Source organism: Saccharopolyspora cebuensis, assembly GCF_039542665.1.
Lineage (GTDB): Bacteria > Actinomycetota > Actinomycetes > Mycobacteriales > Pseudonocardiaceae > Saccharopolyspora > Saccharopolyspora cebuensis.
Genome location: NZ_BAABII010000026.1, coordinates 97,129 through 121,400 on the forward strand (window position 1 = coordinate 97,129; position 24,272 = coordinate 121,400).

At 72.7% G+C, this 24,272-nt stretch carries 24 protein-coding genes and 1 tRNA gene; 12 read left to right on the top strand and 13 right to left on the bottom strand.

The window, feature by feature from the left end:
* Nucleotides 1–40 precede the first annotated feature (40 nt).
* Nucleotides 41–2,329: a hypothetical protein gene (locus tag ABD976_RS28610; RefSeq protein WP_345368190.1), complete on the bottom strand. Its 2,289-nt coding sequence runs from the start codon at nt 2,327–2,329 to the stop codon at nt 41–43.
* Nucleotides 2,330–3,048: 719 nt separating this feature from the next.
* On the opposite strand from ABD976_RS28610, the gene ABD976_RS28615 reads away from it, so the two are divergent.
* The gene (locus ABD976_RS28615; RefSeq protein ID WP_345368191.1) at nt 3,049–3,825 is read left to right on the top strand and encodes an SGNH/GDSL hydrolase family protein; all 777 of its coding nucleotides are present in this window, start codon (nt 3,049–3,051) and stop codon (nt 3,823–3,825) included.
* Between the two features lie 298 nt (nt 3,826–4,123).
* On the opposite strand, the gene ABD976_RS28620 is transcribed toward ABD976_RS28615, so the two are convergent.
* Nucleotides 4,124–6,976 carry an AfsR/SARP family transcriptional regulator gene (locus tag ABD976_RS28620; protein WP_345368192.1) on the bottom strand — a complete coding sequence of 951 codons (2,853 nt, stop codon included), beginning with the start codon at nt 6,974–6,976 and terminating at the stop codon, nt 4,124–4,126.
* Nucleotides 6,977–7,283: 307 nt separating this feature from the next.
* Here ABD976_RS28620 and ABD976_RS28625 point away from each other — a divergent pair, with 307 nt between their 5' ends.
* Nucleotides 7,284–8,327, top strand: a complete 1,044-nt coding sequence (locus ABD976_RS28625; RefSeq protein ID WP_345368193.1) for an ADP-ribosylglycohydrolase family protein — start codon at nt 7,284–7,286, stop codon at nt 8,325–8,327.
* A 58-nt stretch (nt 8,328–8,385) separates the two neighbouring features.
* Here the strand turns inward: ABD976_RS28625 and ABD976_RS28630 are convergent, their stop codons facing one another.
* Entirely contained in the window at nt 8,386–8,832 is a 447-nt protein-coding gene (locus tag ABD976_RS28630; protein ID WP_345368195.1) for a DUF1801 domain-containing protein, read from the bottom strand.
* Between the two features lie 322 nt (nt 8,833–9,154).
* On the opposite strand from ABD976_RS28630, the gene ABD976_RS28635 reads away from it, so the two are divergent.
* A complete protein-coding gene (locus ABD976_RS28635) occupies nt 9,155–10,660 on the top strand; it encodes an alpha/beta hydrolase (protein ID WP_345368196.1) in 1,506 nt (501 codons plus the stop codon).
* A 131-nt stretch (nt 10,661–10,791) separates the two neighbouring features.
* On the opposite strand, the gene ABD976_RS28640 is transcribed toward ABD976_RS28635, so the two are convergent.
* The gene (locus tag ABD976_RS28640) at nt 10,792–10,995 is read right to left on the bottom strand and encodes a DUF397 domain-containing protein (RefSeq protein WP_345368197.1); all 204 of its coding nucleotides are present in this window, start codon (nt 10,993–10,995) and stop codon (nt 10,792–10,794) included.
* Between the two features lie 13 nt (nt 10,996–11,008).
* Nucleotides 11,009–11,851, bottom strand: a complete 843-nt coding sequence (locus ABD976_RS28645; protein WP_345368198.1) for a helix-turn-helix domain-containing protein — start codon at nt 11,849–11,851, stop codon at nt 11,009–11,011.
* Between the two features lie 150 nt (nt 11,852–12,001).
* On the opposite strand from ABD976_RS28645, the gene ABD976_RS28650 reads away from it, so the two are divergent.
* The 4 genes from ABD976_RS28650 to ABD976_RS28665 all read left to right on the top strand — a co-directional run bounded on the left by ABD976_RS28650 (nt 12,002) and on the right by ABD976_RS28665 (nt 15,416).
* Nucleotides 12,002–12,253: an HC3 family zinc finger protein gene (locus ABD976_RS28650; protein WP_345368199.1), complete on the top strand. Its 252-nt coding sequence runs from the start codon at nt 12,002–12,004 to the stop codon at nt 12,251–12,253.
* Complete coding sequence (locus tag ABD976_RS28655; protein ID WP_345368200.1) at nt 12,250–12,579, top strand: hypothetical protein; 330 nt, start codon at nt 12,250–12,252, stop codon at nt 12,577–12,579. Before ABD976_RS28650 ends, ABD976_RS28655 begins: the two co-directional genes overlap by 4 nt.
* Before the next feature lie 66 nt (nt 12,580–12,645).
* On the top strand, nt 12,646–14,955 hold the full coding sequence (locus ABD976_RS28660; RefSeq protein ID WP_345368201.1) for a molybdopterin oxidoreductase family protein: 2,310 nt from the start codon (nt 12,646–12,648) through the stop codon (nt 14,953–14,955).
* Complete coding sequence (locus ABD976_RS28665) at nt 14,952–15,416, top strand: hypothetical protein (protein WP_345368202.1); 465 nt, start codon at nt 14,952–14,954, stop codon at nt 15,414–15,416. The genes ABD976_RS28660 and ABD976_RS28665 overlap by 4 nt, the downstream gene beginning before the upstream one ends.
* 160 nt (nt 15,417–15,576) lie before the next feature.
* On the opposite strand, the gene thpD is transcribed toward ABD976_RS28665, so the two are convergent.
* From thpD to ABD976_RS28690, 5 genes are all read right to left on the bottom strand, one after another.
* On the bottom strand, nt 15,577–16,479 hold the full coding sequence (gene thpD, locus ABD976_RS28670) for an ectoine hydroxylase (RefSeq protein WP_345368203.1): 903 nt from the start codon (nt 16,477–16,479) through the stop codon (nt 15,577–15,579).
* A gap of 185 nt (nt 16,480–16,664) precedes the next feature.
* Nucleotides 16,665–17,072 (bottom strand): ectoine synthase, encoded by a 408-nt coding sequence (locus tag ABD976_RS28675; protein WP_345368204.1) that lies wholly within the window; start codon nt 17,070–17,072, stop codon nt 16,665–16,667.
* 65 nt (nt 17,073–17,137) lie between these two features.
* Nucleotides 17,138–18,385 carry a diaminobutyrate--2-oxoglutarate transaminase gene (gene ectB, locus ABD976_RS28680; protein WP_345368205.1) on the bottom strand — a complete coding sequence of 416 codons (1,248 nt, stop codon included), beginning with the start codon at nt 18,383–18,385 and terminating at the stop codon, nt 17,138–17,140.
* A gap of 113 nt (nt 18,386–18,498) precedes the next feature.
* Nucleotides 18,499–18,978 carry a diaminobutyrate acetyltransferase gene (gene ectA, locus ABD976_RS28685; protein WP_369775648.1) on the bottom strand — a complete coding sequence of 160 codons (480 nt, stop codon included), beginning with the start codon at nt 18,976–18,978 and terminating at the stop codon, nt 18,499–18,501.
* A gap of 355 nt (nt 18,979–19,333) precedes the next feature.
* Nucleotides 19,334–20,074, bottom strand: coding sequence for a S1 family peptidase (locus ABD976_RS28690; RefSeq protein ID WP_345368207.1), 741 nt, complete (start codon nt 20,072–20,074; stop codon nt 19,334–19,336).
* A 156-nt stretch (nt 20,075–20,230) separates the two neighbouring features.
* Here ABD976_RS28690 and ABD976_RS28695 point away from each other — a divergent pair, with 156 nt between their 5' ends.
* Nucleotides 20,231–20,980, top strand: a complete 750-nt coding sequence (locus ABD976_RS28695; protein WP_345368208.1) for a VOC family protein — start codon at nt 20,231–20,233, stop codon at nt 20,978–20,980.
* A 276-nt stretch (nt 20,981–21,256) separates the two neighbouring features.
* Here the strand turns inward: ABD976_RS28695 and ABD976_RS28700 are convergent, their stop codons facing one another.
* Nucleotides 21,257–21,559, bottom strand: coding sequence for a DUF3099 domain-containing protein (locus ABD976_RS28700; protein ID WP_345368209.1), 303 nt, complete (start codon nt 21,557–21,559; stop codon nt 21,257–21,259).
* A 145-nt stretch (nt 21,560–21,704) separates the two neighbouring features.
* Here ABD976_RS28700 and ABD976_RS28705 point away from each other — a divergent pair, with 145 nt between their 5' ends.
* Nucleotides 21,705–21,905, top strand: a complete 201-nt coding sequence (locus ABD976_RS28705; RefSeq protein WP_345368210.1) for a hypothetical protein — start codon at nt 21,705–21,707, stop codon at nt 21,903–21,905.
* A gap of 19 nt (nt 21,906–21,924) precedes the next feature.
* Here the strand turns inward: ABD976_RS28705 and ABD976_RS28710 are convergent, their stop codons facing one another.
* The gene (locus tag ABD976_RS28710; protein ID WP_345368211.1) at nt 21,925–22,464 is read right to left on the bottom strand and encodes a hypothetical protein; all 540 of its coding nucleotides are present in this window, start codon (nt 22,462–22,464) and stop codon (nt 21,925–21,927) included.
* A gap of 131 nt (nt 22,465–22,595) precedes the next feature.
* Here ABD976_RS28710 and ABD976_RS28715 point away from each other — a divergent pair, with 131 nt between their 5' ends.
* The 3 genes from ABD976_RS28715 to ABD976_RS28725 are packed head-to-tail and all read left to right on the top strand — an operon-like array spanning nt 22,596 to nt 24,026.
* Nucleotides 22,596–22,901, top strand: coding sequence for a type VII secretion target (locus ABD976_RS28715; RefSeq protein WP_345368212.1), 306 nt, complete (start codon nt 22,596–22,598; stop codon nt 22,899–22,901).
* Between the two features lie 17 nt (nt 22,902–22,918).
* Entirely contained in the window at nt 22,919–23,638 is a 720-nt protein-coding gene (locus ABD976_RS28720; RefSeq protein ID WP_345368213.1) for a hypothetical protein, read from the top strand.
* Nucleotides 23,639–23,642: 4 nt separating this feature from the next.
* Nucleotides 23,643–24,026, top strand: coding sequence for a hypothetical protein (locus ABD976_RS28725; RefSeq protein WP_345368214.1), 384 nt, complete (start codon nt 23,643–23,645; stop codon nt 24,024–24,026).
* 62 nt (nt 24,027–24,088) lie between these two features.
* On the opposite strand, the gene ABD976_RS28730 is transcribed toward ABD976_RS28725, so the two are convergent.
* A tRNA-Thr gene (locus ABD976_RS28730) sits at nt 24,089–24,164 on the bottom strand.
* Nucleotides 24,165–24,272 lie beyond the last annotated feature (108 nt).

The window sequence follows — 24,272 nt, forward strand, 5'->3', positions numbered from 1 at the left end:
GTGCCTGGGCCTTCCCGCACGAGGCGGGTCCGCGGGTTCCTCAGAAGTCCCGGTAGCTCGATGGCGCCTCGCCCAGCACGGGCGGTGCGACGAGCCGGCCGCCGCTGTCCTCCTCCTCGAACAGCTCGTCGGCCTCCACCAGGAACTGCGGCACGGCGCCGCCCTCACCGGCGCGGTAACCCCCGCCGTTGTGGAAGTCGCGGTCCTGCCTGCTGTCCTCCTTGAAGTCCTCCGGCGACCACTGCATGTTCCGGCCGTAGCTGACCTGCGCGCTCGCGCCGGACCAGCCGCCGCCCGAACCCTGCGGGCCGAAACCGCCGTCCGCGCGGGGCACGAACTTCGCGGCCCGCACGGGCGGGGACGCCGCCGGACGCGGTGGTTCCGGCGCCGACTCCGGCCGCTGCTGCTGGGGCGGCTGCTGCGCCTCGGGGCGCGGCGGCGCGGGAGGTGGCGGGCCGGCGGGCCCGCCCGGTCGCGGCGGTGCCCCGTGCGGCGCGGGCATCCCCCCGGGCGGCGACGGCGGACCCGACTGCACCGGCTGCGGACCGTCCCGACGCGGACCGTCCTCCGGACGCGGCGGGCCATCGGGACGCGGACTCATCGCCGGTTGCGGACCGCTCGGCGGCCCCACCTGCGGCGACGGCGCCCCCGCCTGGGGCTGCGGACCACTCGGCGGGCCCTGGCGGCGCGGATCGTCCCCCGCAGTCGGGGGCGGACCATCGGGACGCGAACCCATCGCGGGTTGCGGACCGCTCGGCGGCCCCACCTGGGGCGACGGCGGACCCACCTGGGGCTGCGGACCGCTCGACGGACCCTCCCGGCGCGGACCGTCCTCCGGACGCGGCGGCGGGCCGCCGGGACGCGGACCCTGCGGGCCGCCCGGCGAGACGCCCTCCTCCGGGCCCGGCCCCCCGTGGGGCGGCGGACCACTCGGCGGGCCCTGGCGGCGTGGATCGTCCCCCGGAGTCGGCTGCGCAGCGCCCGGCGGCACCGGCGAGGCGCCTCCCTCCGGGCCGTGGCCCACCTGGGGCTGCGGACCGCTCGGCGGACCTTCCCGACGCGCGCCGTCCCCGGGAGTCGGGGGCGGTCCATCGGGACGCTGACCCATCGCGGGCTGCGGACCGCTCGGCGGCCCCACCTGGGGCGACGGCGCCCCCGACGGCGGCTCGTCCGGCGGCACCGGCGACGCGCCCTCGTCCGGACGCGGACCCACCGCCGGTTGCGGACCGCTCGGCGGGCCCTCCCGGCGCGGACCGTCCTCCGGTCGCGATGGCACCGGCGGCGGTGGTCCGGCCAGGTCGGGCCGCCGCGGCATCCCCTCGGGGCGCGGCGGTTCCGGGGGCGGCGGGCCGGCGGGGCCCTCGGCGTGCGGTGGACCGGGCACCGCGGGGCGCGGACCGGTCTCCGGCCGCGGGGCGCCCGCGGGCGGCGGGCCGCTCGCCGGTCCCTCCGGTCGCGGCGCGTCGGGCGCACCGCCTCCACGAGGAGCCGCCGGACCGCCGTGCGGTCGGGGCTCACCGGTCGCGGGCTCCGGCGGCGGGCTGTCCTGCGGGCGCGGCGCGGGCTCGGCGGTGTCCGCGGTGAACACGCCGTCGACCTGCTGCACCGGCAGCGGTCCGCTCGTCGGGGCCTCGGGGCGCGGCGGGAAGCTCAGCGGCGCGTCCATCGGCGGCGCGGCGGCCGGATCGGACGTGGGCGTGCGCACCTCGGGTCGCTGACCGGCCGGCGGCATCGGCGGTCGGCCGGGCGGCGCCGGAGCGCCGTGGCGCGGCTCGTCGCGGGGCGCGCCGCCGGGGGCGAGCAGTCCGCCGCTGGTCGCGGCGGGCGGAGCGGGCGGCGTGATCAGCTCGGACTCGCCGGGAGCGTCGAGCGCACCGCCGAAACCGGTGGGGCGCACGGGGTCGGCGTCCAGCGAGCCGGACATCCCGGTGGGGGGCTGCGGCGGTTCCGCGCCACCGAGGTCACCGGAGAGCACGGGCACGCCACCGCCCGGCGTGGGCGTGGCGGAGTGCCTGCGCGGCTGCTGCGGGCCCTGTCGCCGCTGCTCGTGCTCGAAGCGGTCCGGGAGCTGCTCGATGCGCTCCCACAGCGCGAAGGGGTGCGGTTCGGCGGCCAGCGCGGCGAACTCGCCGCGCAGGTCGAAGCGGCGCGGTCCCGGGGCCGGGGCGCGCGGCGGACCGGCCGGTGGCGGACCGCCGGGCGGCGGGCCGGGTTCGGCGCCGAGCGAGCCGCGCAGCGGCGGACCGGCGGGCGGCGGGCCACCCGGTCCGGGTGCCCGTCGTGGACCCGCGGGCCCCGGCGCGGACGCCGGGTTCTGCGGTGACGTCACGATTCCCCCAGGTACTCGAAGCGTTCGGGGCGCGTCGGCTCCGGACGGTTCCGGGCGAACGCACTCACACCGACGCAGCAGGACATGCCGTCGTTCCCCACTCAGTAGATCGCGAGTGCGCCGACGGGGCGGTAGCGCCGCGCCCGCGAGGCCGCGGTACGTGCTGCCACCTGCGTCGATCGCGACATCACGAGCCCCCTCGTTGCTTTTGCTACCGCCGAAGGACACTAGCAGTTGAGGTTCACCCGTACCGGTGTTTCCACGAAGGACCACTCCCGGGAAGAACGGGCGCGGGACGGTGCGGTGCCACGACTTCCGGCCTCACCAGCCCCGATCGGGCAGCACCTCCGCGACCCGGCGGGCGATCACCCCGCGCCGATCACCCGGCCACCCTCCGCGAACCCGGGCGAGGGCGGGCACCCGAACCGGCCACCCCCGGGCGCGCCCTCCTGGGCGAGGGGCACTCGCGGGTCGGCGCGCACGCTCGGTGACGTCCCGCTCCGAGGCGGCCGGGATCACCCGGGCGGCGCATCGGCGCGAGCCGGACGGCCCCGTTTTCCTAGACATCCGCGTGCCGTTAATCACGAAGTCCCGTACCGACGGTGGCGTAGGTAGAGGTCGGCGGACCACTGTGGTCCGGGCGCCGCCGCCCAGCGCCGGAGCAGGCGCTCCGACGGCGGCGGACCGAACCGAACTGGAGAGGGCGGAAAGGACTGGCAATGGGTGCGGGAGCGAAGTCGACGCGGTGGGACAGCCTGGTCGCGCTGGGTGACAGCTTCACCGAAGGGCTCGCCGACCTGCGGCCCGACGGCGGCTTCCGGGGCTGGGCCGACCGGCTGGCCGAGCACCTGGGCGAGCACGAACCCGGCCTGCGCTACGCGAACCTCGCGGTGCGCGGCAAGCTGCTCCGGCAGATCGTCGAATCCCAGGTGCCGCAGGCCGTGGCGCTGCGCCCCGGCCTGGTGTCGTTCACCGCGGGCGGCAACGACATCATCCGGCCCGGCGGTGATCCCGACGAGCTCGCGGCGCTGTTCGAGGAGGCGGTCGGCCGGCTGCGGGCCACCGGCGCGGACGTGCTGATCGGCACCGGCTTCGACACCCGGGACACCCCGGTGCTGCGCCGGTTGCGCGGCAAGGTCGGCACCTACAACGCGCACCTGCGCGCCATCGCCGACAAGCACGGCTGCTACGTGCTGGACCTGTGGTCGATGGGCGTGCTGCGGGATTCCCGGTCGTGGAGCGCGGACCGGCTGCACCTGTCCGCCGACGGGCACCGGCGCGTCGCGCTGCGGGCCTGCGAGGCGCTCGGCGTGGCGACCGCCGAGGACTGGCGGGATCCGCTGCCGTCGCTGCCGCAGGCGCCGTGGCGGGCCCAGCGCGCCCAGGACATCCGGTGGGCGCGGGAACACCTGGCGCCGTGGATCAGCAGGCGGCTGCGCGGTCGCTCCAGCGGCGACGGCCGCGGCCCGAAGCGCCCCGAGCTGGAACGGCTCTGAACGCGGCGGTCCCGCCACCCGCGAAGAACGAAAGTGCGGACCTTCGGGGCTTCTCACATCCCCACCCCGAACCCGAAGGCCCGCACTCACCCCCACACGTCCACCCGGGACGGACACGCATCCCGGATGCCCCTCCCCCTTGCGGCCGTCCCGGCCGGATGACCCGACCGGGACGGCCGGGCGACCCGATCCCCCCTGTGGACTCCCCCAGCAGCCGCCCTAGGTGTGCGGATCGTGCACGGTTGACCCGCACGATGACCACGTTCCCAGGCGGCGCTAAGCCAGCGCTAAACGCTCGCTAAACGCTGTGCGCCCGGGGTGGCGGCGGGTCGGTGAGCTCGTCGAGCCGGGCCCGCACCTCGGTGGCGTCGGGCAGTCCGCTGGTCTCGAAGATGGCCAGCGCGGTCTCCCAGCGGGTGCGGGCCACGGCGAGGTCGCCGCGCAGCCGGGCGGCGTTGCCGAGCCCGCGGTGCGCGGCGGCCTGGCGGGTGGCCGAACCGCAGCGCAGCGCGACGTCCAGCGCCTCGTGGTGGTAGCGCTCGCCCTGCTCGGTGCGGCCGAGCTCGATGCTGACCTCGCCGCAGTTGTTCAGCACCATCGCCAGCGTTTCGAGGTCGTCGACCTCCCGGTAGATCGCCTCGGCCTCGCGCAGGTGCGCCAGCGCGGCGTCCAGCTTGCCGCTGACCTGCTCGACCTGGGCGAGGTTGTTCAGCGCCCCGGCCTCGAAGTAGCTGTCGCCGATCGAGCGGTAGAGCCGCAGCGCGTCCTCGCAGTGCACCCGGGCCTCGTCGAAGCGCTCCAGCCTGATCAGCACCGCGCCCATGTTCACCTGCGACAACGCCTGCCAGGACGGATCTCCGGTGCCCACCGCGACCCGGTGCGACTCGGCGTAGTGCGCCAGCGCCACCTCCGGCTCGCCGGAGCGGGAGTAGACCACGCCGAGCCCGGCCATCATGAGCAGGTTGCCCACCGGGTCGGACACCGCCCGCGCCGAGGCCAGGCCCTCGGAGTAGATCCGGATCCAGTCCTCCCACGGGCAGCGCACCATCAGGTAGTTGAACTGCAACCGCACCAGCGGCCAGACCAGGTCGTGCAGCCCCTCGACACCGGCGGCGCGGATCGCCGCGACCAGGTTCGGCCACTCGGCGTCGAACCACTCCAGCGCCTCGGCCCGGCCGGTGATCGACGCGCACAGCGGCACCGAGCCGCGTTCGGCGGTGTAGTCGAGCTCGTCGCGGGCCGGGCGCAGGAACCGGCGGGCGTGGTCGGCGACGACGAGGTAGTGCTGCAGCAACCGGCGCAGCGGCTCGGTGCGGCCTTCCGGCGCGCGCTCGGCGAACAGCTCCCGGGAGTAGACGCGCAGCAGGTCGTGCATCCCGAAGCGGTCCGGTTCCGGCTCGGTGACCAGGTGCGCCAGCGCCAGGGCGCGGAGCCTGCGGTGCGCGCTGGGCACGTCGGTGGCGCACAGCGCGGCCACCGCGTGCGCCGTGAAGGTCAGGCCGGGGACCAGGCCCACCAGCCGGAACGCGTCGGCGTGCACCGGCGGCAGGCTGCGGTAGGAGATGTCGAAGGCGCGGCGGACGCTGGTGTCGGCGTCGTCGATGTCCAGCGCGTGCAGCCGGTTGTCCTCGTCGGTGAGCTCGGCGACCAGGTCGGACACCTCGCGCGCCGGGGTGGCGGCCAGCCGGGCGGCGGCGATCCGCAGCGCCAGCGGCAGCCCGCCGCACAACCGGGCCAGCTCGGCCGCCGCGCCGGGTTCCGTGGCGAGCTTGCCGGGCACGCCCGAGCGGTCCAGCAGCGCGATGGCGCTGTCGGTGGACAGCGTCTCCACCGGCAGCACCCGGGCGCCGCTGCGCACCACCAGCCCGTCCAGCCGCCGCCTGCTGGTCACCAGCACCACCGATTCGGAGCTGCCGGGCAGCAGCGGGCGCACCTGCTCGGAGTCGCGGGCGTCGTCGAGCAGCACCAGCACCCGGCGGTCGGCCAGCAGCGAGCGGTAGAGCGCGGTGCGGTCGTCGAGGTCCGGCGGGATCGCGTCGGCGGCCACCCCGAGGGTCTTCAACATGCTGGTCAGCGCCTCGCCGGGGGCCAGCGGCGCGCGTTCGGACTCGAACCCGCGCAGCGAGGCGTAGAGCTGGCCGTCCGGGAACTCCGCCGCGACCCGGTGCGCCCAGGTCACCGCCAGCGCGCTCTTGCCGACGCCCGCGGTGCCGGTGACCACGGCGAGCAGGTTCGCCGAACCGCGTTCCCGCTCGGCCAGCATCCGGTCCAGCGCGGCGAGTTCGCGACCGCGGCCGACGAAACCGGCCGGCGCGGGCGGCAGTTCGGCGGGCACCGGGCGGCGCATCCCGATCGCGGCGTCCTGCCGCTGCTGCGGGTTGAGCAGCGCGTCGTCGTCGCGGAGCAGCCGTTCGTAGAGGTCCCGCAGCTCCGGCCCGGGGTCGATGCCGAGTTCGCCGGACAACCGGTGGCGCAGCGCGTGGTACCGGGCCTGCGCCTCGGCGCGGTGCCCGGCGCGGTAGTGGGCGAGCATGAGCTGCCCGGTGAGCCGTTCCCGCAGCGGGTACCGGTCGGCCAGCGCGGACAGCTCCAGCACCAGGTGGTGGTGCCTGCCGAGTTCGAGGTCGGCGGCCACCCGCTCCTCCAGGGTGAGCAGCCGCATCTCCTCCAGCGCGGGTGCGTGCATCCGGTGCAGGCGGGTGGTTTCCAGGTCGGCGAGGACCGGGCCGCGCCACAGCTCCAGCGCCTCGGCGAGCACCGCCGACCGCTGCTCGGCGTCGAGCTCGCGGGCGTCGGCGATCAGCGCCTGGGCGCGGCGGACGTCGATGCGCTCGCCGGAGATCCGCAGCTCGTAGCCCGGCGGGCGGGTGATCAGCTCGGGGTCGCCGTCGCGGGCGGCGGCGAACAGCTTGCGCAGCCCGGAGATGTCGCCGTGCACGATGGTCCGCGCGGTGGCGGGCGGCTCGCGGTCCCACAGGGTGTCGATCAGGCGGTCCATCGACACGACCTGGTTCGATTCCAGCAGCAGGCACGCCAGCAGCGCCCGCACCCTGCTGCTGCCCAGCGGGCGCGCCCCACCGTCGAGCCGCACTTCCAGCGGCCCGAGCAGGCGGAACTCGAAGCCCGCACCCGGAGCCTGGCGCGCCATCATCACCGACTTCGACCTCGTGAGCGGATTGTTGAGACGTCAAGTCTCGTCCACGGCGGTGCCCGGCGTCCATACCGCCGGGACCGACTCACCGTAGTGATCGCTCACTCGGCGGAGGACGGCACACCCGGCTCGGTTCACCCTGATGGCGGTACGTCCGGACGGTACGAACCCGACCATCCGGTCGCACGCGGCGAGCGTCACGTAACCGGCGTTCGGCCGAACGTCTCCCGGCTTCCGGAGGGGCCAAGTAGAGTCACCCGCGACCGTGCAGCCGCCCGAGGCCACCGCAGAAGGAGCTCCAGACACCGTGCCCGAGCCGTCAGTGGTCGACCGCGCCGTCGCGTGCCTGCTCGGCGGAGCCCTCGGCGACGCGCTCGGACTGCCGGTGGAGTTCACCGCGCTGCCCGACATCCGCACCGAGCACGGCGACACCGGGATCACCGAACCGCCGCCGCAGGCGCTGCTCGGCGACTCGACGCAGCTCACGCTGTTCACCGGCGAGGGCTACCTGCACGCCTGGACCACCGGCAACAGCGGCGGGCCGTGGCGACCGGTCGAGTCCACCGCCGCCGCCTACCGCCGGTGGCTGCTCACCCAGCAGGAGCACAAGCCGGCCCCCGGGGTCACCGGGCTGCTCGCCGAGGCGGAGCTCTACGCCAACCGGACGCCCGGGCTGACCAGCCTGCGCGCGCTCCAGGAACCCGACCTCGGCACGCCGGAACGTCCGCGCAACACCTCCAAGGGCTGCGGCGCGGTGAACCGGGCGGCCCCGGCCGGTTTCGCCCCGACCGCCGAGATGGCCTACCAGCTGGCCTGCCAGTTCGGCGCGCTCACCCACGGCGGCACCGGCGGGTGGACCTCGGCCGGGGCGATGGCGGTGCTGGTGCACCTGCTCGCCGTGCAGGACCGCAGGCTGCCCGCCGCGGTGGACCAGGCCGCCGGGCGCGCGTTGCGGGAGGACACCGAGACGGCGATCGCGCTGGCCGAGGCGGCCACCCTGGCCCGGCTGGGCGCCGACCTCGGCCACGTCGAACGGCTCGGCAAGGGCTGGATCGGGCCGGAAGCGCTGGCCATCGGGGTCTACTGCGCGCTGGCGCTGCCCAAGCCCGAGCAGTTCACCGACGCGCTGCGGCTGGCCGCGAACCACTCCGGGCACAGCGACTCGACGGCGGCGATCACCGGCAGCCTGCTCGGCGCCCGGCACGGCACCGCGGTGCTGCCGCGCTCCTGGCTGGCCCGGCTCGAACTGGCCGACGTCGTCGAGCGCATCGGGCACGACCTCGGCGCCTCCTGCTGCGGCGCCCAGTTCAACCAGCGCCGCTACCTCGGCCTCACCGACCCCACCGCGTGACCTGGGTGAGGGGCCGGATCGGGACGCAACCGGTATTTCACGGGTGTGGCCGGCGGCTCTACATCTTCTCGCCGGGAAGGTTGCTCGCCTGTTCGATCCAGGAGACGAGCTGGTCCTCGTCGAGGTCGTCGTCTTCGCGGATGTCGCAGTAGCGCACCTCGTCGTGCTTGGACGCCTTGGGCGGAACAGGGTCGAGCGAGGCCCCGCGGAAGAACTGGAGCTGGACGTACTTCGTGTAGCAGCGGAAGGCCAGAAACCAGCCCTCGCCTTCGTGGCCGTAGAACGGCTGGTTCCACTTCACGGCCTTGTGCACGTCGGGGACGGTGCGAACGATCAGGCGGTCGAGCCGCTCACCCAACGAGCGCTTCCAACCGGGCATGGCTGCGATGTAGGTCCGCACCGGCTCGTGCCCCTCCCCCTTCGGGACCTGGGGGTTCCCACCGGAGAGCAGCTTCGGCCCGGAGTCGGGGTTGTCGTCGTCGGCGTTCTTCGCGCTGTTCGGCATCGGTGCTCCGTCATCTGTGCTCGTAGCCGGCCGAGGAGCCGCTCGAGGGCGTCGAGCCGGGGTCTTGGCCGGGCACGACCAGCGGTCGGCAGCCGCGGGACCGGCCGCATCGAGGGTACGGATTCGACGGAAGCCATGGCGCTCACGCCGGGTTCGCCGTCAACGCCATCTCGGCGGAGCCGAGCCTCCGCGACGTCACGCCATACCCGTTCACGCGCCTGCTCGTCGTCATGGCGGAGAGGCTCGCTCTTCGGCCTTGACCCTGCCCCGAGGGCACGGTGTGGAGTGCTCCGCGACGAGACCGACTGGGGAGCGTGGACAGATGGAACGACGATGGGGTGCCGGCCGGAGTGCGGCCGTGCTGGCCGTGCTCGGCCTCACCGGGACCGCGGTCGGGGTGCCCGCCGTGGCCGCCGAGCCGGGCGGGGAACCCGCGGCGCAGGTGCGGTGGGGCGCGTGCCCCGAGGGCGTTGACGACCCCGCCCTCCCCGCGCGGTTGCAATGCGCCACCGTGCCGGTGCCGCTCGACTACGGCGATCCCGGCGGCGCGAAGATCGAGCTCACGATCTCCCGGCTGGCCAGCACCGACCCGGACCAGCGGCGCGGCGTGCTGCTGCTGAACCCGGGAGGTCCGGGCGGAACCGGGCTGGACCAGCCCGAATTCCTGGCCTCCCAAGGCATGCCGAACAGCGTCCTGGACAGCTACGACCTGATCGGCATGGACACCCGCGGGGTCGGGCATTCGACACCGGTGAGCTGCGGATTCACCACCGATCAGGCGTACTTCGGCAACATCCCGCCGTACGCGGTCGACGAGGCGGCGGTCGCCGAGCAGGCGACGATCGCCCAGGGGGTCGCCGAGCAGTGCGCGGCGAACGACGAGCGGCTGCCGCACCTCTCGACGGCGAACATGGCCCGCGACCTCGACGAGATCCGGGCCGCGCTCGGCGAGGAGAAGGCCAGCTTCCTCGGGTACTCCTACGGGACCGCGCTCGGTGCCGCGTTCGCCTCGATGTTCCCCGAGCGCGCCGACCGGATCGTGCTGGACAGCAACATCGGCGACACCCACCTGACCCACGAGGGGATGCGCAGGTACGGCCGGGGCATGGAGGAGACGTTCCCGGACTTCGCGCGGTGGGCCGCCGCCCGGCACGGCAGCTACGGCCTCGGCCGCACGCCGGAGGCCGTGCGCGCGACCTACTTCACCCTCGCCGAGCGGCTCGACGAGACGCCGGTGGACGGGATCAACGGCGGGCTGTTCCGGCTGGCCACCTTCGCCTCGCTCTACAACGAGAACTCCTACGGGCAGATGGCGCAGACCTGGCAGTCGCTGCTCGACGGCGCAACGGCCCCCGCGGAGATCCCCCCGGCCCCCGCGGCGCCCTCGCCGAACGACAACGCCTGGTCAGTCTTCCTCGCGGTGACCTGCAACGACGTCGAATGGCCCGAGGACGTCGGGACCTACCAGCGCGCCGTCGCCGAGGACCGCGAGAAGCACCCGCTCTACGGCGCCGCCGCCGCCAACATCATGCCCTGCGCCTACTGGCAGCAGGGGCCGAGCGAGCCTCCGGTGGCGGTGAACGACGACGGGCCGACCAACGTCCTGGTCGTGCAGAACCAGCGCGACCCGGTCACCCCGCTGCGCGGCGGGGAGCTGATCGACGAGAAGTTCGGCGACCGGTCCCGGCTGGTCAGCGTCGACGCGAGCGGGCACGGGGCCTACGTCCTGGGCGACAACCCCTGCGCGCTGAACGTCACCACGAAGTACCTGGTCGACGGCACGCTGCCCGAACACGACATGACCTGCGAAGCCCCGACCTCAGGCTGAGCCCCACGAAGCCGAGCCCTGCGGCGCCGTCCCACGATCTGAACTGAGTGAGGGGCACCCTTGCCCAAGTAACTTGGACAAGGGTGCCCCTCACCTACATCCCGAACGGGTGAGCGGGCCGGAACGGGAGCTCAGCTCTCGTAGCGGCCGGTCTTGATCGCCGCGAGGAACCGCGACCACTGCGCTCCCGTCGTGGTGAAGTACCCGGCCGCGCGGTCCTTGGTGTCGCGGACCCCGACGACCTCACCGGAGAAGCCGACCTCGACGCAGTTGCTCGCGCCACCACTGCTGCGGCTGCTCTTCCGCCACGACGCGCCTGCCAAGCCTTGGCTCATCATTCCTCACCACTCACGACAGTCGAGCAATCGCCTTGTCCAGCACGGCGAGTGTCTCACGCTCTCCCAGAGCCGAAGCGCACAACCGCGAGAAAACCATTTCGTACACATCTGTGTGGGAGCGCTTGTCCCAGAAGTCCGAGCTGGTCAGGTCTTCGAGGTACACGTACGTCGCTCCGATGTCGAAAAGGTCGAGCAACGTGAAGCCGGTCCCGAGCGAAGCATGCTCACCAGCAGCGAAAGTGAGCACCTGGAAGGTCACGTTCGGAAGGGCCGCGATCTTTCTGAGGTGGTGGAGCTGGTCCAACAGGACCGCCCTGCCACCGACTTCCCGATGCAGCGCGGCCTCGCCGAGTACGAAATGCGCCTCCAAGGCGTTCTCTCGCGTCAGAAGCTCAGCGCGCTGCATCCGGTTCTGCACGGAACGATCGATGTCCGCAGGCGCCACAACGACCGAGGTGGAGAGCACGGCTTTCGCGTAGCTCTCGGTTTGCAGCAGGCCGTGCACGAGCTCTGCTTCGTAGATCCGCAGCCGGTCGGCGTCGGCTTCCATGCCGATGTATCCCCGCGCCCAGTCCGGCACCTTGCCGTAGGTGCCGCGCTTGCGGGCTTCCTGGCCGAGTCGGCGAATCCGCTCGACCGCGTCCTCGGGCGGCCCGAACAGCGCCAGCAGGTTGGTGAGTTCGTCCGCTGCGACGGTCGCGTGGCCCTGCTCGATGCGGCTGACCTTGCTCGCGTGCCACCCGAACCGCTCGGCGAGTTCTTCGCGCGACAGGCCCGCCACCTCCCGCAGCGCTCGCAGTTCACGTCCGAGCTGGACCCGAACGACCTTCGGGCTCCGCGCTGGTCTGGTCATCCGCCACACCGTCCTTCCGCTCATCGCAGCCCGGTCAGTCTCCTCACCGCTGGGCGCGCTCTCGCAGTTGACCCGTTCAGGCGACTATTTAAGTCGCAATGCAACTTATACCTTTACTCGCAGATCAAGTGATCTCACCGAGGAGGTTCCATGAGTTCTTGCGAGAACGCGGGTTTTCCACCCGCGCCTCCGCCGCCGTTCCGGCCGCATCCGTTCCTGTGGGTGCCGGGGGCGGGCGAGCGGCATGCGAGCGCCATCGCGGCGCGACGGCACGGCGAGGTGGTGACGTCGTTGTGCGGCAACGAGATCCGGGCCGACGACTCGGTCCTGGCGTGGTTGTGGCGGACCTGCCCGGCCTGCGACGCCGAGGCGCACCGGCTCGCGACGCGGACCGCGCGGTGACCGCCCTCGGCTGGGTCCTCGCCGCCCTGGCCGCCGTCGACCTGGCCGTCGTCGAACTGGTCGCCCTCGGCAGGTGCCTCGCCCGCCACGCCCGCTGCGGGCGGCACGGCCGCGCGGGACCGGGCGCCACCACCGTCGGCCAGCTCCTCGACCGGTGCCGCCCCGCACCTCCGGCGCCCCGACCGCCGCGCCGGGTCACGATCCGGGGCGACCTCGCCGACGCCTTGGCCGACGAACCCACCCGCCTGCTCCCCCGCGTCGAGCCGGAACCGGCCCGCGATCCCGAACTCCTGCGCCGGGTCCTCGCCGGGCTCCGCGCCCTCTGACCGCACGCACGTTTGAACCGACTACCACGTCGGTACCCCGGCGGCGGAGCGGAGAGGAGCTGTGCGGTGGCCGATCGAATCGCTGACGTGTGGGGGTCGCGCACCCCGTTCGGCCCGGGCGGCAGTTGGCCCGAGCGCGTCGACGAGCACCTCACCGTGCCCTGCGAGGACGTGCAGCGGTGGGTGCCGTCGGCCTGCGTGCTGTGCTCCAACGGGTGCGGCGTGGACATCGCCGTGGCCGACGGCCGCATGGTGGGCGTCCGCGGGCGCGCCGAGGACCGGGTCAACCGGGGGCGGCTCGGTCCCAAGGGCCTGTTCGGCTGGCAGGCCACCCACTCCGCGGACCGGCTGACCCGCCCGCTGGTCCGCGTCGACGGGGAGTTGCGGCCGACCGACTGGGACACCGCGATGGACGCCGTGGTGCGGCGCTCCCAGCAGGTGCTGGCCGAGCACGGACCGCTGGCGATGGGGTTCTACACCAGCGGCCAGCTCTTCGCCGAGGAGTACTACGCGCAGGCCAAGATCGTCCGCGGCGGGATCGGCACGCCGCACCTCGACGGCAACACCCGGTTGTGCACGGCGACCGCCGAGTGGGCGCTGGTGGAGAGCTTCGGCAGCGACGGCGATCCCGGCTCCTACACCGACATCGACGAGTGCGACGCGCTGCTGCTGGTCGGGCACAACGTCGCCGAGACCCAGACGGTGCTGTGGAGCAGGATGCTCGACCGGCTGCACGGCCCCGACCGGCCGGGGCTGGTGGTCATCGACCCCCGCCGCACGCCCACCGCCCGCGAAGCCGACGTGCACCTCGCGGTGCGGCCCGGCACCAACGTGGCGGTGCTCAACGCGCTGCTGCACGAACTCATCGCCCACGACCGGATCGACCGCGACTTCCTCGCCGCGCACACCACCGGGTTCGACGCGCTGGCCGAGGTCGTCGCCGACTACCCGCCGGAACGGGCCGCCGAACTGTGCGACGTGCCCGCCGAGTCGATCCGGCGGGCCGCCCGGATCATCGGGGACTGCGAGCGGCTGGTGTCCACGGTGCTGCAGGGCGTCTACCAATCGCACCAGGCCACCGCGGCGGCCGTGCAGGTGAACAACATCAACCTGGTGCGCGGCATGATCGGCCGGCCGGGCGCGTCGGTGTTCCAGATGAACGGCCAGCCCACCGCCGAGAACACCCGCGAAACCGGGGCGGACGGGACGCTGCCCGCCTACCTCAACTGGCAGAACGACGCGCACGTGCGGCGGTTGGCCGAGGTCTGGAACGTCGAGGTGCCGCGGATCCCGCACTGGGGCCCGCCGACGCACGCCCTGGAGATCTTCCGGCACTGCGAGCAGGGCACGATCCGGTTCCTCTGGATCACCGGGACCAACCCGGCGGTGTCCCTGCCCGAACTGCGGCGCATCCGGTCGATCTGCGCTCGGGACGGCCTGTTCCTGGTGGTCTCCGACGCCTTCCCCACCGAGACCACCGAACTGGCCGACGTGGTGCTGCCCGCCGCGCTCTGGGGTGAGAAGACCGGCTGCTTCACCAACGCCGACCGCACCGTCCACCTGTCCGAGCAGGCGATCGAACCCCCCGGGCAGGCGCGCAGCGACTTCGCCGCGCTGCTGGACTACGCCGACCGGATGGGGCTCACCGACCGGGACGGCGCCGCGCTGATCGACTGGGGAGGTCCCGAGGACGCCTGGCGCGAGTTCACCGAGCTCACCCGGGGCCGGCCCTGCGACCAGTCCGCCCTGGACTACCGGGCGTTGCGGGAGCATCGCGGCATCCAGTGGCCGTGCACCGACGACGCGCCCGAGGGCACCACCCGCCTCTACGCCGACCACCGCTTCCCCACCGGCGTCGACGAGTGCGAGGACTACGGGCACGACCTGCTCACCGGCGCCCAGCACGAACGGGACGAGTACGCCGCGCACGACCCGGCGGGGCGCGCGGTGCTCAAGGCGGCGCACCACCACCCGCCGCACGAGCAGGTGGACGAGGACTACCCGCTCCGGTTGACCACCGGCCGCCACGTCCACCACTGGCACACCCGCACCAAGACCGCCCGGGTCGCCCCGCTCCAGGACGCCGCCCCGACGATGTGGGTGGAGCTGCACCCCGACGACGCCGCCCGGCTCGCCATCGCCGAGGGCGACCGGGTCCGGGTGGCGTCGCGGCGGGGCTGCATCGAGGCACCGGCCCGGCTGCGCGGCCACCGGCCGGGAGTGGTGTTCGCCCCGTTCCACTACGGCTACTTCGACCAGGACGGCGGGCACGAGCGGGCCGCCAACGAACTCACCCGCACCGAGTGGGACCCGGTGTCCAAGCAGCCGCTCTACAAGGTCGCCGCCGTCCGCGTCAGCAAGGTGGAGCAGCCGTGAGGGGCCAGGTCGCCGCGCTGCTCGGCCAGTTGCACGACGCCGAGGCCGAGCTGGCCGCGGCGTTGCGCGAGGTCGCCGGGCGCCACGCCGACGACGCGGGCACCCACCACCCGTGCCGGACGCTGGCGGGGCAGTGCGACGAGCACGCCCGGCACCTGCGCGACCAGGCCACCCGGCTCGGCGAGCCACCGCCCGCGCACCCGGACCGGGTGCTCCCCGGCGCGGGGGCGCCCCGGTGGGGCGGGCCCGGTGCGGAGCTGCTGGCCGACCTGCGCGAGCTGCACCTGCGGGCGCAGGACGTCAGCCTGCACTGGGTGCTCGCCGGGCAGGCGGCCCAAGCGATCGGCGACCAGGAGTTGCTCGGGCTGGTGTCGGCCGCGCACGCCGAGACCCGCACCCAGGCCCGGTGGATCACGACCCGCCTCAAGCAGGCCGCGCCCCAGGTCCTCGCCCGCGACTGACCCGCCCCTTCCCACCAGCTGAACTGAGTGAGGGGCACCCTGTACCAAGTGACGTGGTACAGGGTGCCCCTCACTCCATTCCCCGCACCCGTTCGGGACGTGAGTGAGGGGCACCCTTGCCCCAGTAACTTGGACAAGGGTGCCCCTCACCTGGGTCCGGTCAGCGGCGCACCGGGTCTGCCGTGCGGGCCGCGACGAAGCCCGGGCGTCGGCCGCTCGCGGCGAACGGCTCCACCGGGGCGTTGTCCACGCTGTTGAACACGATGAAGATGTTCGACCGCGGGTACGGCGTGATGTTGTTGCCCGAACCGTGCATCGAGTTCGAGTCGAACCACAGCGCCGAACCGGCGGGCCCGGTGAACTGCTCGATCCCGTGCTCGTAGGCGAGCTTGGTGATGTCGTCCTCGGTCGGGACGCCGATCTTCTGCTCCTTCAGCGACGACTTGTAGTTGTCGTCGGGCGTCTCACCGATGCAGGAGACGAACGTCCGGTGCGCGCCCGGCATCAGCATCAGGCCGCCGTTGAACGGGTAGTTGTCGGTCAGCGCGACCGACAGGCTCACCGCGCGCGGGCCCGGCAGCCCGTCCTCGGCGTGCCAGGTCTCGAAGTCCGAGTGCCAGTAGAAACCGGTCCCCCGGTAGCCGGGCATGTAGTTGATCCGGCTCTGGTGGACGTACACGTCGGACCCGAGCAACTGCCGCGCGCGGTCCAGCACCCGCGGATCGCGGACCAGTTCGTGCACCAGCTCGCTGAGCAGGTGCACCTCGAAGATCGAGCGGACCTCGTTGGACTTCGCCTCGATCACGGTGCGCTCGTCGGCGCGGACCGAGTCGTCGGTGGTCAGCCGTTCGAGCTCCTGCCAGTACGCCTGGACCTCGGCCGGGGACAGCAGCCCCTCGACGATGTGGAAGCCCTTCGCGTCGTGCGAGGCCAGCTCCGCGCTGGTCGCCGGTCCGGAATCGACGCCCGGCCAGACCACCGGGTCGGTGCGGTCGAGCATGGCCGATTCGGCGCTCACTCGGGTCGGGTACCGATCCTGAGTGCTCACATCGGCGACGGTCATGGTTTGCGCCTCCTTGTCGAATTCCCGCCGGAGCGACTGGTGCCCGCAGCACCGCCGCCATTTCTCGGTTCCTCGTTCGGGTGGCCCAATTCCCCCGGCTGCGCGACCGGGGGAAGACCTGCCATGCACGTGGCGGGCAACCCCACCGGGGGATTACCCGCCACGCCACGGTCATAAGCGCCGCTTCAGTTGGCGGCCGGCTCGTCGGTCTCGATGATCAGCGGGTACACGCCGTGCTCGTCGTGCACCTCCCGGCCGGTGACCGGCGGGTTGAACACGCACACCGTGCGCATCTGGGTCCGCGGCCGGACCTGGTGCTTGTCGCTGTCGTTGAGGACGTAGATCGAACCCGGGGCGAGCTGGTGCACCTCGCCGGTGGCCTTGTTCTCCACCTCGCCCTCGCCTTCCACGATGAAGACGGCTTCGATGTGGTTGGCGTACCAGAAGTCGTTCACCGTGCCGGCGTAGAGCGTGGTCTCGTGGACCGAGAAGCCGAGCTTGTCCTTGGCCAGCACGATCCGCTTGCTCCGCCAGTTCTCCGTCTTGATGTCCGCGTCGGAGTCCTCGATGTCGGTGAGGTGGCGAACGAACACAATGTCCTCCTAGTAGTTCTCCGGCGGCTCCTCGGCCGCCCATCAGTGCTCCGGGAACCGGCCGGTCAGGCCAGCACCTCCTGCACCGACTCCCGCACGATCCGCAGCCCCTGCTCCAGCTCCTCGTCGGAGACGGTCAGCGGCGGCATGATCTTGAGGACCTCGCTGTCAGGCCCGGAGGTCTCCATCAGGAGCTTCCGGTCGAACGCGGCCTTGGAGACCTTGCCCGCGACGTTGGTGTCCTCGAAGCCGAGCCCGCGGGCGAGTCCGCGGCCCTTGGCCACCGCACCGCCGTGGGTGTCGACGATCTCCTGCAGCACCTGCCCGACTCGCTCGCCCTTGGCGATGGTGGACTTCTCCAGCTTGTCATCGCTCCAGTACTGGCGGAACGCCTCCGAAGCGGTGACGAAGGCGGGGTTGTTGCCCCGGAAGGTGCCGTTGTGCTCGCCGGGCTCCCAGACGTCGAGCTCCGGCTTGATCAGCGTGGTGGCCAGCGGCATCCCGTACCCGCCGATCGACTTGGACAGGCACACGATGTCCGGCTGGATGCCCGCCTCCTCGAAGGAGAAGAACGGCCCGGTCCGGCCGCAGCCCATCTGCACGTCGTCGACGATCATCAGGATGCCGTGGCTCTGGCACAGCTCGTAGAGGGCGCGCAGCCACTCCGGACGCGAGGAGTTGATCCCGCCCTCGCCCTGGAGCGTCTCGACGATGACCGCGGCGGGCTCGTTGAGGCCGCTGCCGCTGTCCTCCAGCAGGCGCTCGAAGTACAGGAAGTCCGGGTACTGGCCGTCGAAGTAGTTGTCGTACGGCATGGGGGTGGCGTGCACCAGCGGGATGCCCGCGCCGCCGCGCTTCATCGAGTTGCCGGTCACCGACAGCGACCCGAGCGTCATGCCGTGGAAGGCGTTGGTGAAGCTGATGACCGATTCCTTGCCGGTGATCTTGCGCACCAGCTTCAGCGCCGACTCCACCGAGTTGGTGCCGGTCGGCCCGGGGAACTGCACCTTGTAGTTCAGCCCGCGCGGGGCGAGCACGTTCTCGTGGAAGGTGGAGAGGAACTCGGCCTTGGCCACGGTGGCCTGGTCGAGGCCGTGGACCACGCCGTCCCGTTCGATGTACTCCAGGAGTTTGCGTTTGAGCAGCGGGTTGTTGTGCCCGTAGTTGAGGGCCCCGGCACCCGCGAAGAAGTCGAGGTACGGGGTGCCGTCCTCGCCGTAGAGGTGGCTGCCCTGGGCACGGTCGAACACGGCCGGCCAGGTGCGGCTGTAGCTGCGGACTTCCGATTCCAGGGTCGCGAAGATGTCGTTCACGCCAAATCCTCCCCTTGTGCCGCGCCCCGACGCGGGGGCGGGCAATCACAATGGTCTTTTCCCACCCGCGTGGCCGGCCAAACGTCCCGGCCGATCACGGTCCGGTAACGGACCTAGTTCGGCGCGAACGGCCCGATGCGGTAGAGGTCCTCGCCGAGGTGCGCGTCGGGGAACAGCTCCGCCGCGAACAGCTCGCTGCGCTCGACGTCGGCGCCCTGCCTGCGCGCGAAGGCGGTGAACAGCTTGATCGAGGGCTCGTTGTCGGGGGTGATGGTCGTCTCCAGGTAGCGCACGCCGCGGTCGAGCACCCGGTCCACCAGGGCGTCGAGCAGCTTGCCCGCGACGCCACCACCGCGCTGGGAAGCATCGACGGCGATCTGCCAGACCACCAGGGTGTCGGGCGCATCCGGCCGGAGGTACCCGGTCACGAAGCCCACCACACCGCCGTCGGTGCGAGCCACCGCTGAGGTGTGCGCGAAATCGCGGCACCACAGGAGGTACGCGTAGGACGAGTTCACATCCAGCACTGCCGAATCGCGTGTGATCCGGTACAGCGCGGGGCCGTCCGCGACGACCGGAGTGTCGATCTCCAACCCTCCGGCAGAACCGCCGGCACCATTCCGACTGTTGATCTGATGGCTCGGTTTATCGCCGGTCATGCTTCGCCAACTTAACAGAACATCAGTAACTCGTCAGACATGCGACCGTTTCCCGCCACGACTACCAGGCACAATGCGATTCAACACGTGAGAAGCACTACACGAACGTTGCCGCGTGCTGCGCGGCGGTGCTAACGAGACCCTCGATCTTGATTTCCGCGCGCGCTGACCTGCGGCGACGCCTGTTCGTCAACATCGTTGGCGAATCGTTGGAAAAAGAGATCCGTTCATTTTCCGGTGAAGCGCGAACGGCCCGCCCGGAGAACCGGGCGGGCCGCCTGCCGAGGACTCACACGCCCGCGAGCGAGGAGATCCAATCGCGGTACTCGGTGATGTTGGTGTAGGCGGTTCGGGTGGCGCGGTCGCTCGTCGAGGCGACCCCGACCTGGACGCCGCCGGAGAACATCGGGCCGCCCGAGTCACCGCCGGCCGGGATGCCGTCGCCCCGGCTCGCGCAGACCGCGGTGCCGCCCCGGTAGTCGCTGCACCCGATGTCGGTGACCTGCACGTCGGCGACCTTGAGGATCTGCGACTGGCACTGGATCTCCGGCCGGTCGGTGCAGGTCGCGCCCCAGCCGTAGGTCTGCACGGTGTCGCCGACCGCGACGTCGCCGACCGAGCCCAGCGGCGCGTACTCGGTGTCGACCGCGCGGTCGATGTTCACCAGCGCCAGGTCGGCGGAGGGGTGGGTGTGCACGCCGCCGGGCACCTGCGTGACGTGCTCGCCCTGGGTCTGGTCGACGTCACCGACGTTGAAGCTCACCTCGCCCCCGGCCACGCAGTGCTCCGCGGTCAGCACCCACTCCGGGGCGATGATGCTGGCCGAGCAGTTCTCCTGGCCGTCGATGAACAGCCGGGCGGCCCACGGGGCGCTGTCCACCTCCCGGCCGTCGATGATGAAGGGCTGCACCGCGTCGGCGGGCGGGGCGGGGGCCTCCTGCGGCGCGGGAGCGGCCTGCGCGGGAGCGGTGAAGGCGAGCGCCGCGAGGACGAGCGCGGCGGCTCCGGAGAGGGTGCTGCGTACGGACACGCTGATCTCCTTCGGTCGTGGGGAACCGAAAGCGAGATTTCACTCGTTGGTGTGAAAAGTCCACCGGATGAGCACAAATCGCCACCGGAGATCGGATGCCCCGGGATGCTCTCCCGCCAAGAATGGTGCCGAGACCATTCGCCGGGGAGGCGCACCGTGGAGATCAGCGCGCACCCGCCGGGCACCCCGGCGTGGACCGATGTGACCAGTCCCGACACCGCCGCGTCGGCCGCGTTCTACTCCGGGCTGTTCGGCTGGGAGGTGCGCAGCGGGGGCCCGGCGGCGGGCGGCTACCGGATCTGCACCCTGCGCGGCACGCCCGTGGCCGGGCTCGGCCCGCAGTTCGAACCGGGCGTGCCCCCGTTCTGGACCACCTACTTCGCCGTCACCGACGTCGGGTCCGCCACCGAGGACGTCCGCGCCGCGGGCGGCGAGGTCCTGATGTCGCCGAGGGACGTGCCCGGCCAGGGCCGGGTGGCGGTGCTGGTGGATCCGACCGGGGCGGTGCTGGCGCTGCGGGAACCGACCGGCGGATCGGGCACCGGACTCGTCGCCGAGCCGGGCGCCCCGGTCTGGCACGAGCTCGCCACCCGCGACCCGGACAAGGCGCGGGCCTTCTACGGGCGTGTGTTCGGCTGGGCCTCGACGGTGCACCCCGGGCCCGTCGACTACACCGAGTGGCTGCTGGGCGGCCGGGGCGTCGGCGGGATGCTGCGCCTGGACGACAGCTGGGCGCCGGAGGTACCGGCGCACTGGCTGGACTACTTCGCCGTCGACGACCTGCCGCGCGCCACCGCCCGGGTCGTCGAGCTCGGCGGCGGCATCACCGCCGCGCCCCCGGACCGGCCCATGGCCGTCGCGCGCGACCCCTTCGGCGCCCACTTCGGCCTGCTCGCCCCCGGCTGAACCGGCACGCCCGCGCAGCGGCGGGACCTCGCGTCGCCCATCACCCGAACGAGGTGTGAGTGAGGGGCACCCTTGTCCCAGTTACTTGGGCAAGGGTGCCCCTCACCTGGTTCATCTTCACCCGGACGGGCAGCGGCTCGACCCGGACGGGGCGCGCTGCTGTTCTCACCCGGACGGGTTGTGAGTGAGGGGCACCTTCGTCCGGGTATGTCGGACGAAGGTGCCCCTCACCAGGACGGATGTGCTCGTTCGGGTGGTGCTGTGGTCCGGGCCCGGTCAGCCCGGGGCCGCGTGCGGGCGGGAGCGGGGCGTGCCGTGCCTGCGCTCCCAGCGCCCGCCGCGCGGCTCCCGGTCGTTGGCGATGACCACCGCCACCCACGGCAGCAGGCCGGTCACCACCACCAGCGCGATCGCCAGCCACCACATCCCGGGCAGCAACCCGGCCGCCCCCAGCAGCCCGGCCGCCACGAACCCGGCCAGGTGCAGCACCATCAGCGCCGCGTACACGCGCTTGCGGTGCTTGAGTTCCGCGTCCCCGGTGCGTCCGCGCACCGACGGTCCGTTGCGCACGTCCTGCATGTCCCCACCTCCCGACCCATCGCGTACCCGGGGTCCGTCGGGTTGATGCGACCGGGCCCGCGCCCCGCCTTTCACCGCCCCGCCGTCTTCGGCAAGATCTGCGGGGCGGAGGCGCCGGCGGCAGGCAGGAGAGGACGACAGCGACATGGACGAGCGGATCGAGCAGCGCCTGGAAGAGGTGCGCCAGTTGGCCGAGGACCTGCACCCCGAGCAGATCGAGGTCGAGATCGGCCGCGCCAGGGTCGAGGCGTACCGGGACGGCATGAAGTTCGCCGCGGACTACATCGAGCACGGCCCGCCGCGTCCCAGCGGCTCCGGCCCGGTCATCCCCACCCCGCGGATCTGACGCAGCGGCCGGGCGCGCGCTACGGCGAGCCCGCCAGCGCCGCGACGAACGCCGGGTGCGGGTCGGAGATGACGACCTCGGAGCCGTCCGCCGAGGTGCGGGCGCGGGTCACGCGCGGCAGCGAGCCCAGCGCGAACGGCACCGCGGCGGCGAGCATCGCGAAGAACCCGAGCACCAGGGCGGCGCCGAGGACCCCGCTCGGCTGACCGGTGACCCAACGCCCCACCAACGCCCCGACGAGCAGCACCGCCCCGCCCCAGAAGGCGACCAGGGATGCGCCGAACAGCAACGCCCGGCGGCGGGCGCACGCCCGGCACAGCGGCCAGCCCCGCACCTGCGTCACGCGCACCGCCCGGGCCCGCTCACCGATCCGGCCCGCCGCGCCGAGGAGGTTGCCGCTGAGCAGGCGGGAGCCCTGGACCTCGACCTTCGACTGCAGCGCGAAGTCGACCGACCGCGCCCGCTGCGCACCGTGCCGGACGCACCGCGCGGGCAACCCGCCCGGCGACCCGGCCAGCGCCGCCGGGATGCGCACCTCCGGTCGCCCGGGCTCAGGCATGACGATTACCCCCGAACGGGGGACATGGTGTCACTGGCATGGTAGGACCGTACCCCGGCGGCCGCCCGCATCGGCGGGCGTTCGCCGCGCGCCCGGGCACGGGCGGCGCGCGGAAACGGGAAAGGGAAGACGTGGGGGAATTCAAAGCCGATCCCGCGAGCATCGGCGAATTCGGCGAGAAGCTCCAAGGAATGACCGGCGACGCCGAACAGGCGAAGGCGTACGTCGACGAGTGGATCAGCTTCGGCTATTCCGAGGGCCGGATGTTCGCCACCGCGGTGGAGGCGGCGGAAGAGGCGCGGACGATGCTCACCGAGAACTACCGGAAGCTCGCCGAGGTGCAGCGGGGAGCCGCCGAGGAGGTCGGCAGGACCGCGAAGTTCTACGAGCGGACCGACCGCGAGCAGGCAGAACGCCTCGACCGCAGCTACGACTGAGCAGGAAGGCCACCGCCATGAGCCGATCCCCCGCTTCCGTCCTCGTGGAGCCGACCCCGTCCGATCCGATCCCGGACCTGGTCGAGAACGTCCTCGGCGCCAGCCAGTACATCAGCCTCTCGTACTGGGTCGGCCAAGCCGCCGACATGGTGTGCGGGGTCAATCCGTGGGTGTGGGTCGCCGAGCAGTTCGCCGGTGATTGGGAGGTCGTCCAGAAAGCCGGGGTGGCGCTGGAGAACCTCGCCGAGTTCAACGTCGAATTCGCGCTCGGGACCAAGGGCGCGATGGAAGCCGCGGCGCAGGACTGGCAGGGCAACGCCGCTGACGGTGCCTCCGATTACTTCGCGAAGCTGAGCGAGGCGATCAAGGCGCAGGAGGAGACGCTGCGCGATCTGAGCCAGCAGTTCAAGGACATGGCCACCGGGATGTACGAGACGGCCAACTCCCTGAAGGGGCTGCTGGAGATGCTGCTCGACCTGCTGATCGCCATGGGCCTGGAGCTGGCCGCCGCAGCCGCCAGCAGTTGGACCGTCGTCGGCCCGATCCTGTCGGGCGCGGCCTTCGCCGCCACCCTGACCAAGGCCATGGGCGTCTGGGGCCAGGCGGTGCAGGCCCACACCCTCGCGTGGAACCTCTGCCAGGGCTTCGTCGGCATCGTCGCGGGTTACGCGACGGCGCTGCGCGACATCGACGAGCACGCCCTGCCCGGCACCACCTACGACCACCCCGGAGCATGACACCGTGAACGCCAAGGACGAGGAACCCGTGCTCGACGTCGCCCGGGGCGACGCGGCCCTGTCGCAGCACCTCCGGAACTCCCTGCGGCTGCTCCGCGGCAAGGTCGACGACCCGCACTTCAGGTCGATGGTCGACGACGTCCTCGCGGGCGAGAAGGGCCTGCGCGACACCCTCACGTCCCCGCAGTTCGCCGCGGCGCTGGACCCGCTGGTCCAACGGGGGGCCGAGGAGTACTCGAAGCTGTCCGAAGCCGAGCGCGAGGAACTGGCGCGCACCGGCGAGGAGCAGTTCGAGGCGATGCGGCGACCGGACCCGCCCGCGGACGGCCGAGCACGGCCCGCCGAGGAGGAGGACGAGGACTTCAGCGACGAGGACTGGCTGCGCTGACCGCGCCCGCAACGCCCGCCGCGCCTGCACCGAGGTGCGGCGGGCGTTGTCGCGTTCGGGCGTGGAGCCGCTGAGGGGACTCGAACCCCTGACCATCCGCTTACAAGGCGGGCGCTCTACCGGCTGAGCTACAGCGGCGCGCACCCGCGCCGCGGGTGCGGGGACATCGTAAGCACTCCCGCCGGAGGTCCGGCGCGGCGGTGCTGGGAGCACCCCCGCCGCACCGTCCGGCGCGCTCCTCGGCGG

Bases quoted from the DNA above. Each gene is read 5' to 3' on its own strand.
- ABD976_RS28700 (WP_345368209.1), bottom strand. From the start codon at position 21,559: ATGCAGGACGTGCGCAACGGACCGTCGGTGCGCGGACGCACCGGGGAC.
- ABD976_RS28650 (WP_345368199.1), top strand. From the start codon at position 12,002: ATGAGTTCTTGCGAGAACGCGGGTTTTCCACCCGCGCCTCCGCCGCCG.
- ABD976_RS28635 (WP_345368196.1), top strand. From the start codon at position 9,155: ATGGAACGACGATGGGGTGCCGGCCGGAGTGCGGCCGTGCTGGCCGTG.
- ABD976_RS28640 (WP_345368197.1), bottom strand. From the start codon at position 10,995: ATGAGCCAAGGCTTGGCAGGCGCGTCGTGGCGGAAGAGCAGCCGCAGC.
- ABD976_RS28710 (WP_345368211.1), bottom strand. From the start codon at position 22,464: ATGCCTGAGCCCGGGCGACCGGAGGTGCGCATCCCGGCGGCGCTGGCC.
- ABD976_RS28620 (WP_345368192.1), bottom strand. From the start codon at position 6,976: ATGATGGCGCGCCAGGCTCCGGGTGCGGGCTTCGAGTTCCGCCTGCTC.
- thpD (WP_345368203.1), bottom strand. From the start codon at position 16,479: ATGACCGTCGCCGATGTGAGCACTCAGGATCGGTACCCGACCCGAGTG.
- ABD976_RS28645 (WP_345368198.1), bottom strand. From the start codon at position 11,851: ATGACCAGACCAGCGCGGAGCCCGAAGGTCGTTCGGGTCCAGCTCGGA.
- ABD976_RS28705 (WP_345368210.1), top strand. From the start codon at position 21,705: ATGGACGAGCGGATCGAGCAGCGCCTGGAAGAGGTGCGCCAGTTGGCC.
- ABD976_RS28630 (WP_345368195.1), bottom strand. From the start codon at position 8,832: ATGCCGAACAGCGCGAAGAACGCCGACGACGACAACCCCGACTCCGGG.
- ABD976_RS28720 (WP_345368213.1), top strand. From the start codon at position 22,919: ATGAGCCGATCCCCCGCTTCCGTCCTCGTGGAGCCGACCCCGTCCGAT.
- ABD976_RS28615 (WP_345368191.1), top strand. From the start codon at position 3,049: ATGGGTGCGGGAGCGAAGTCGACGCGGTGGGACAGCCTGGTCGCGCTG.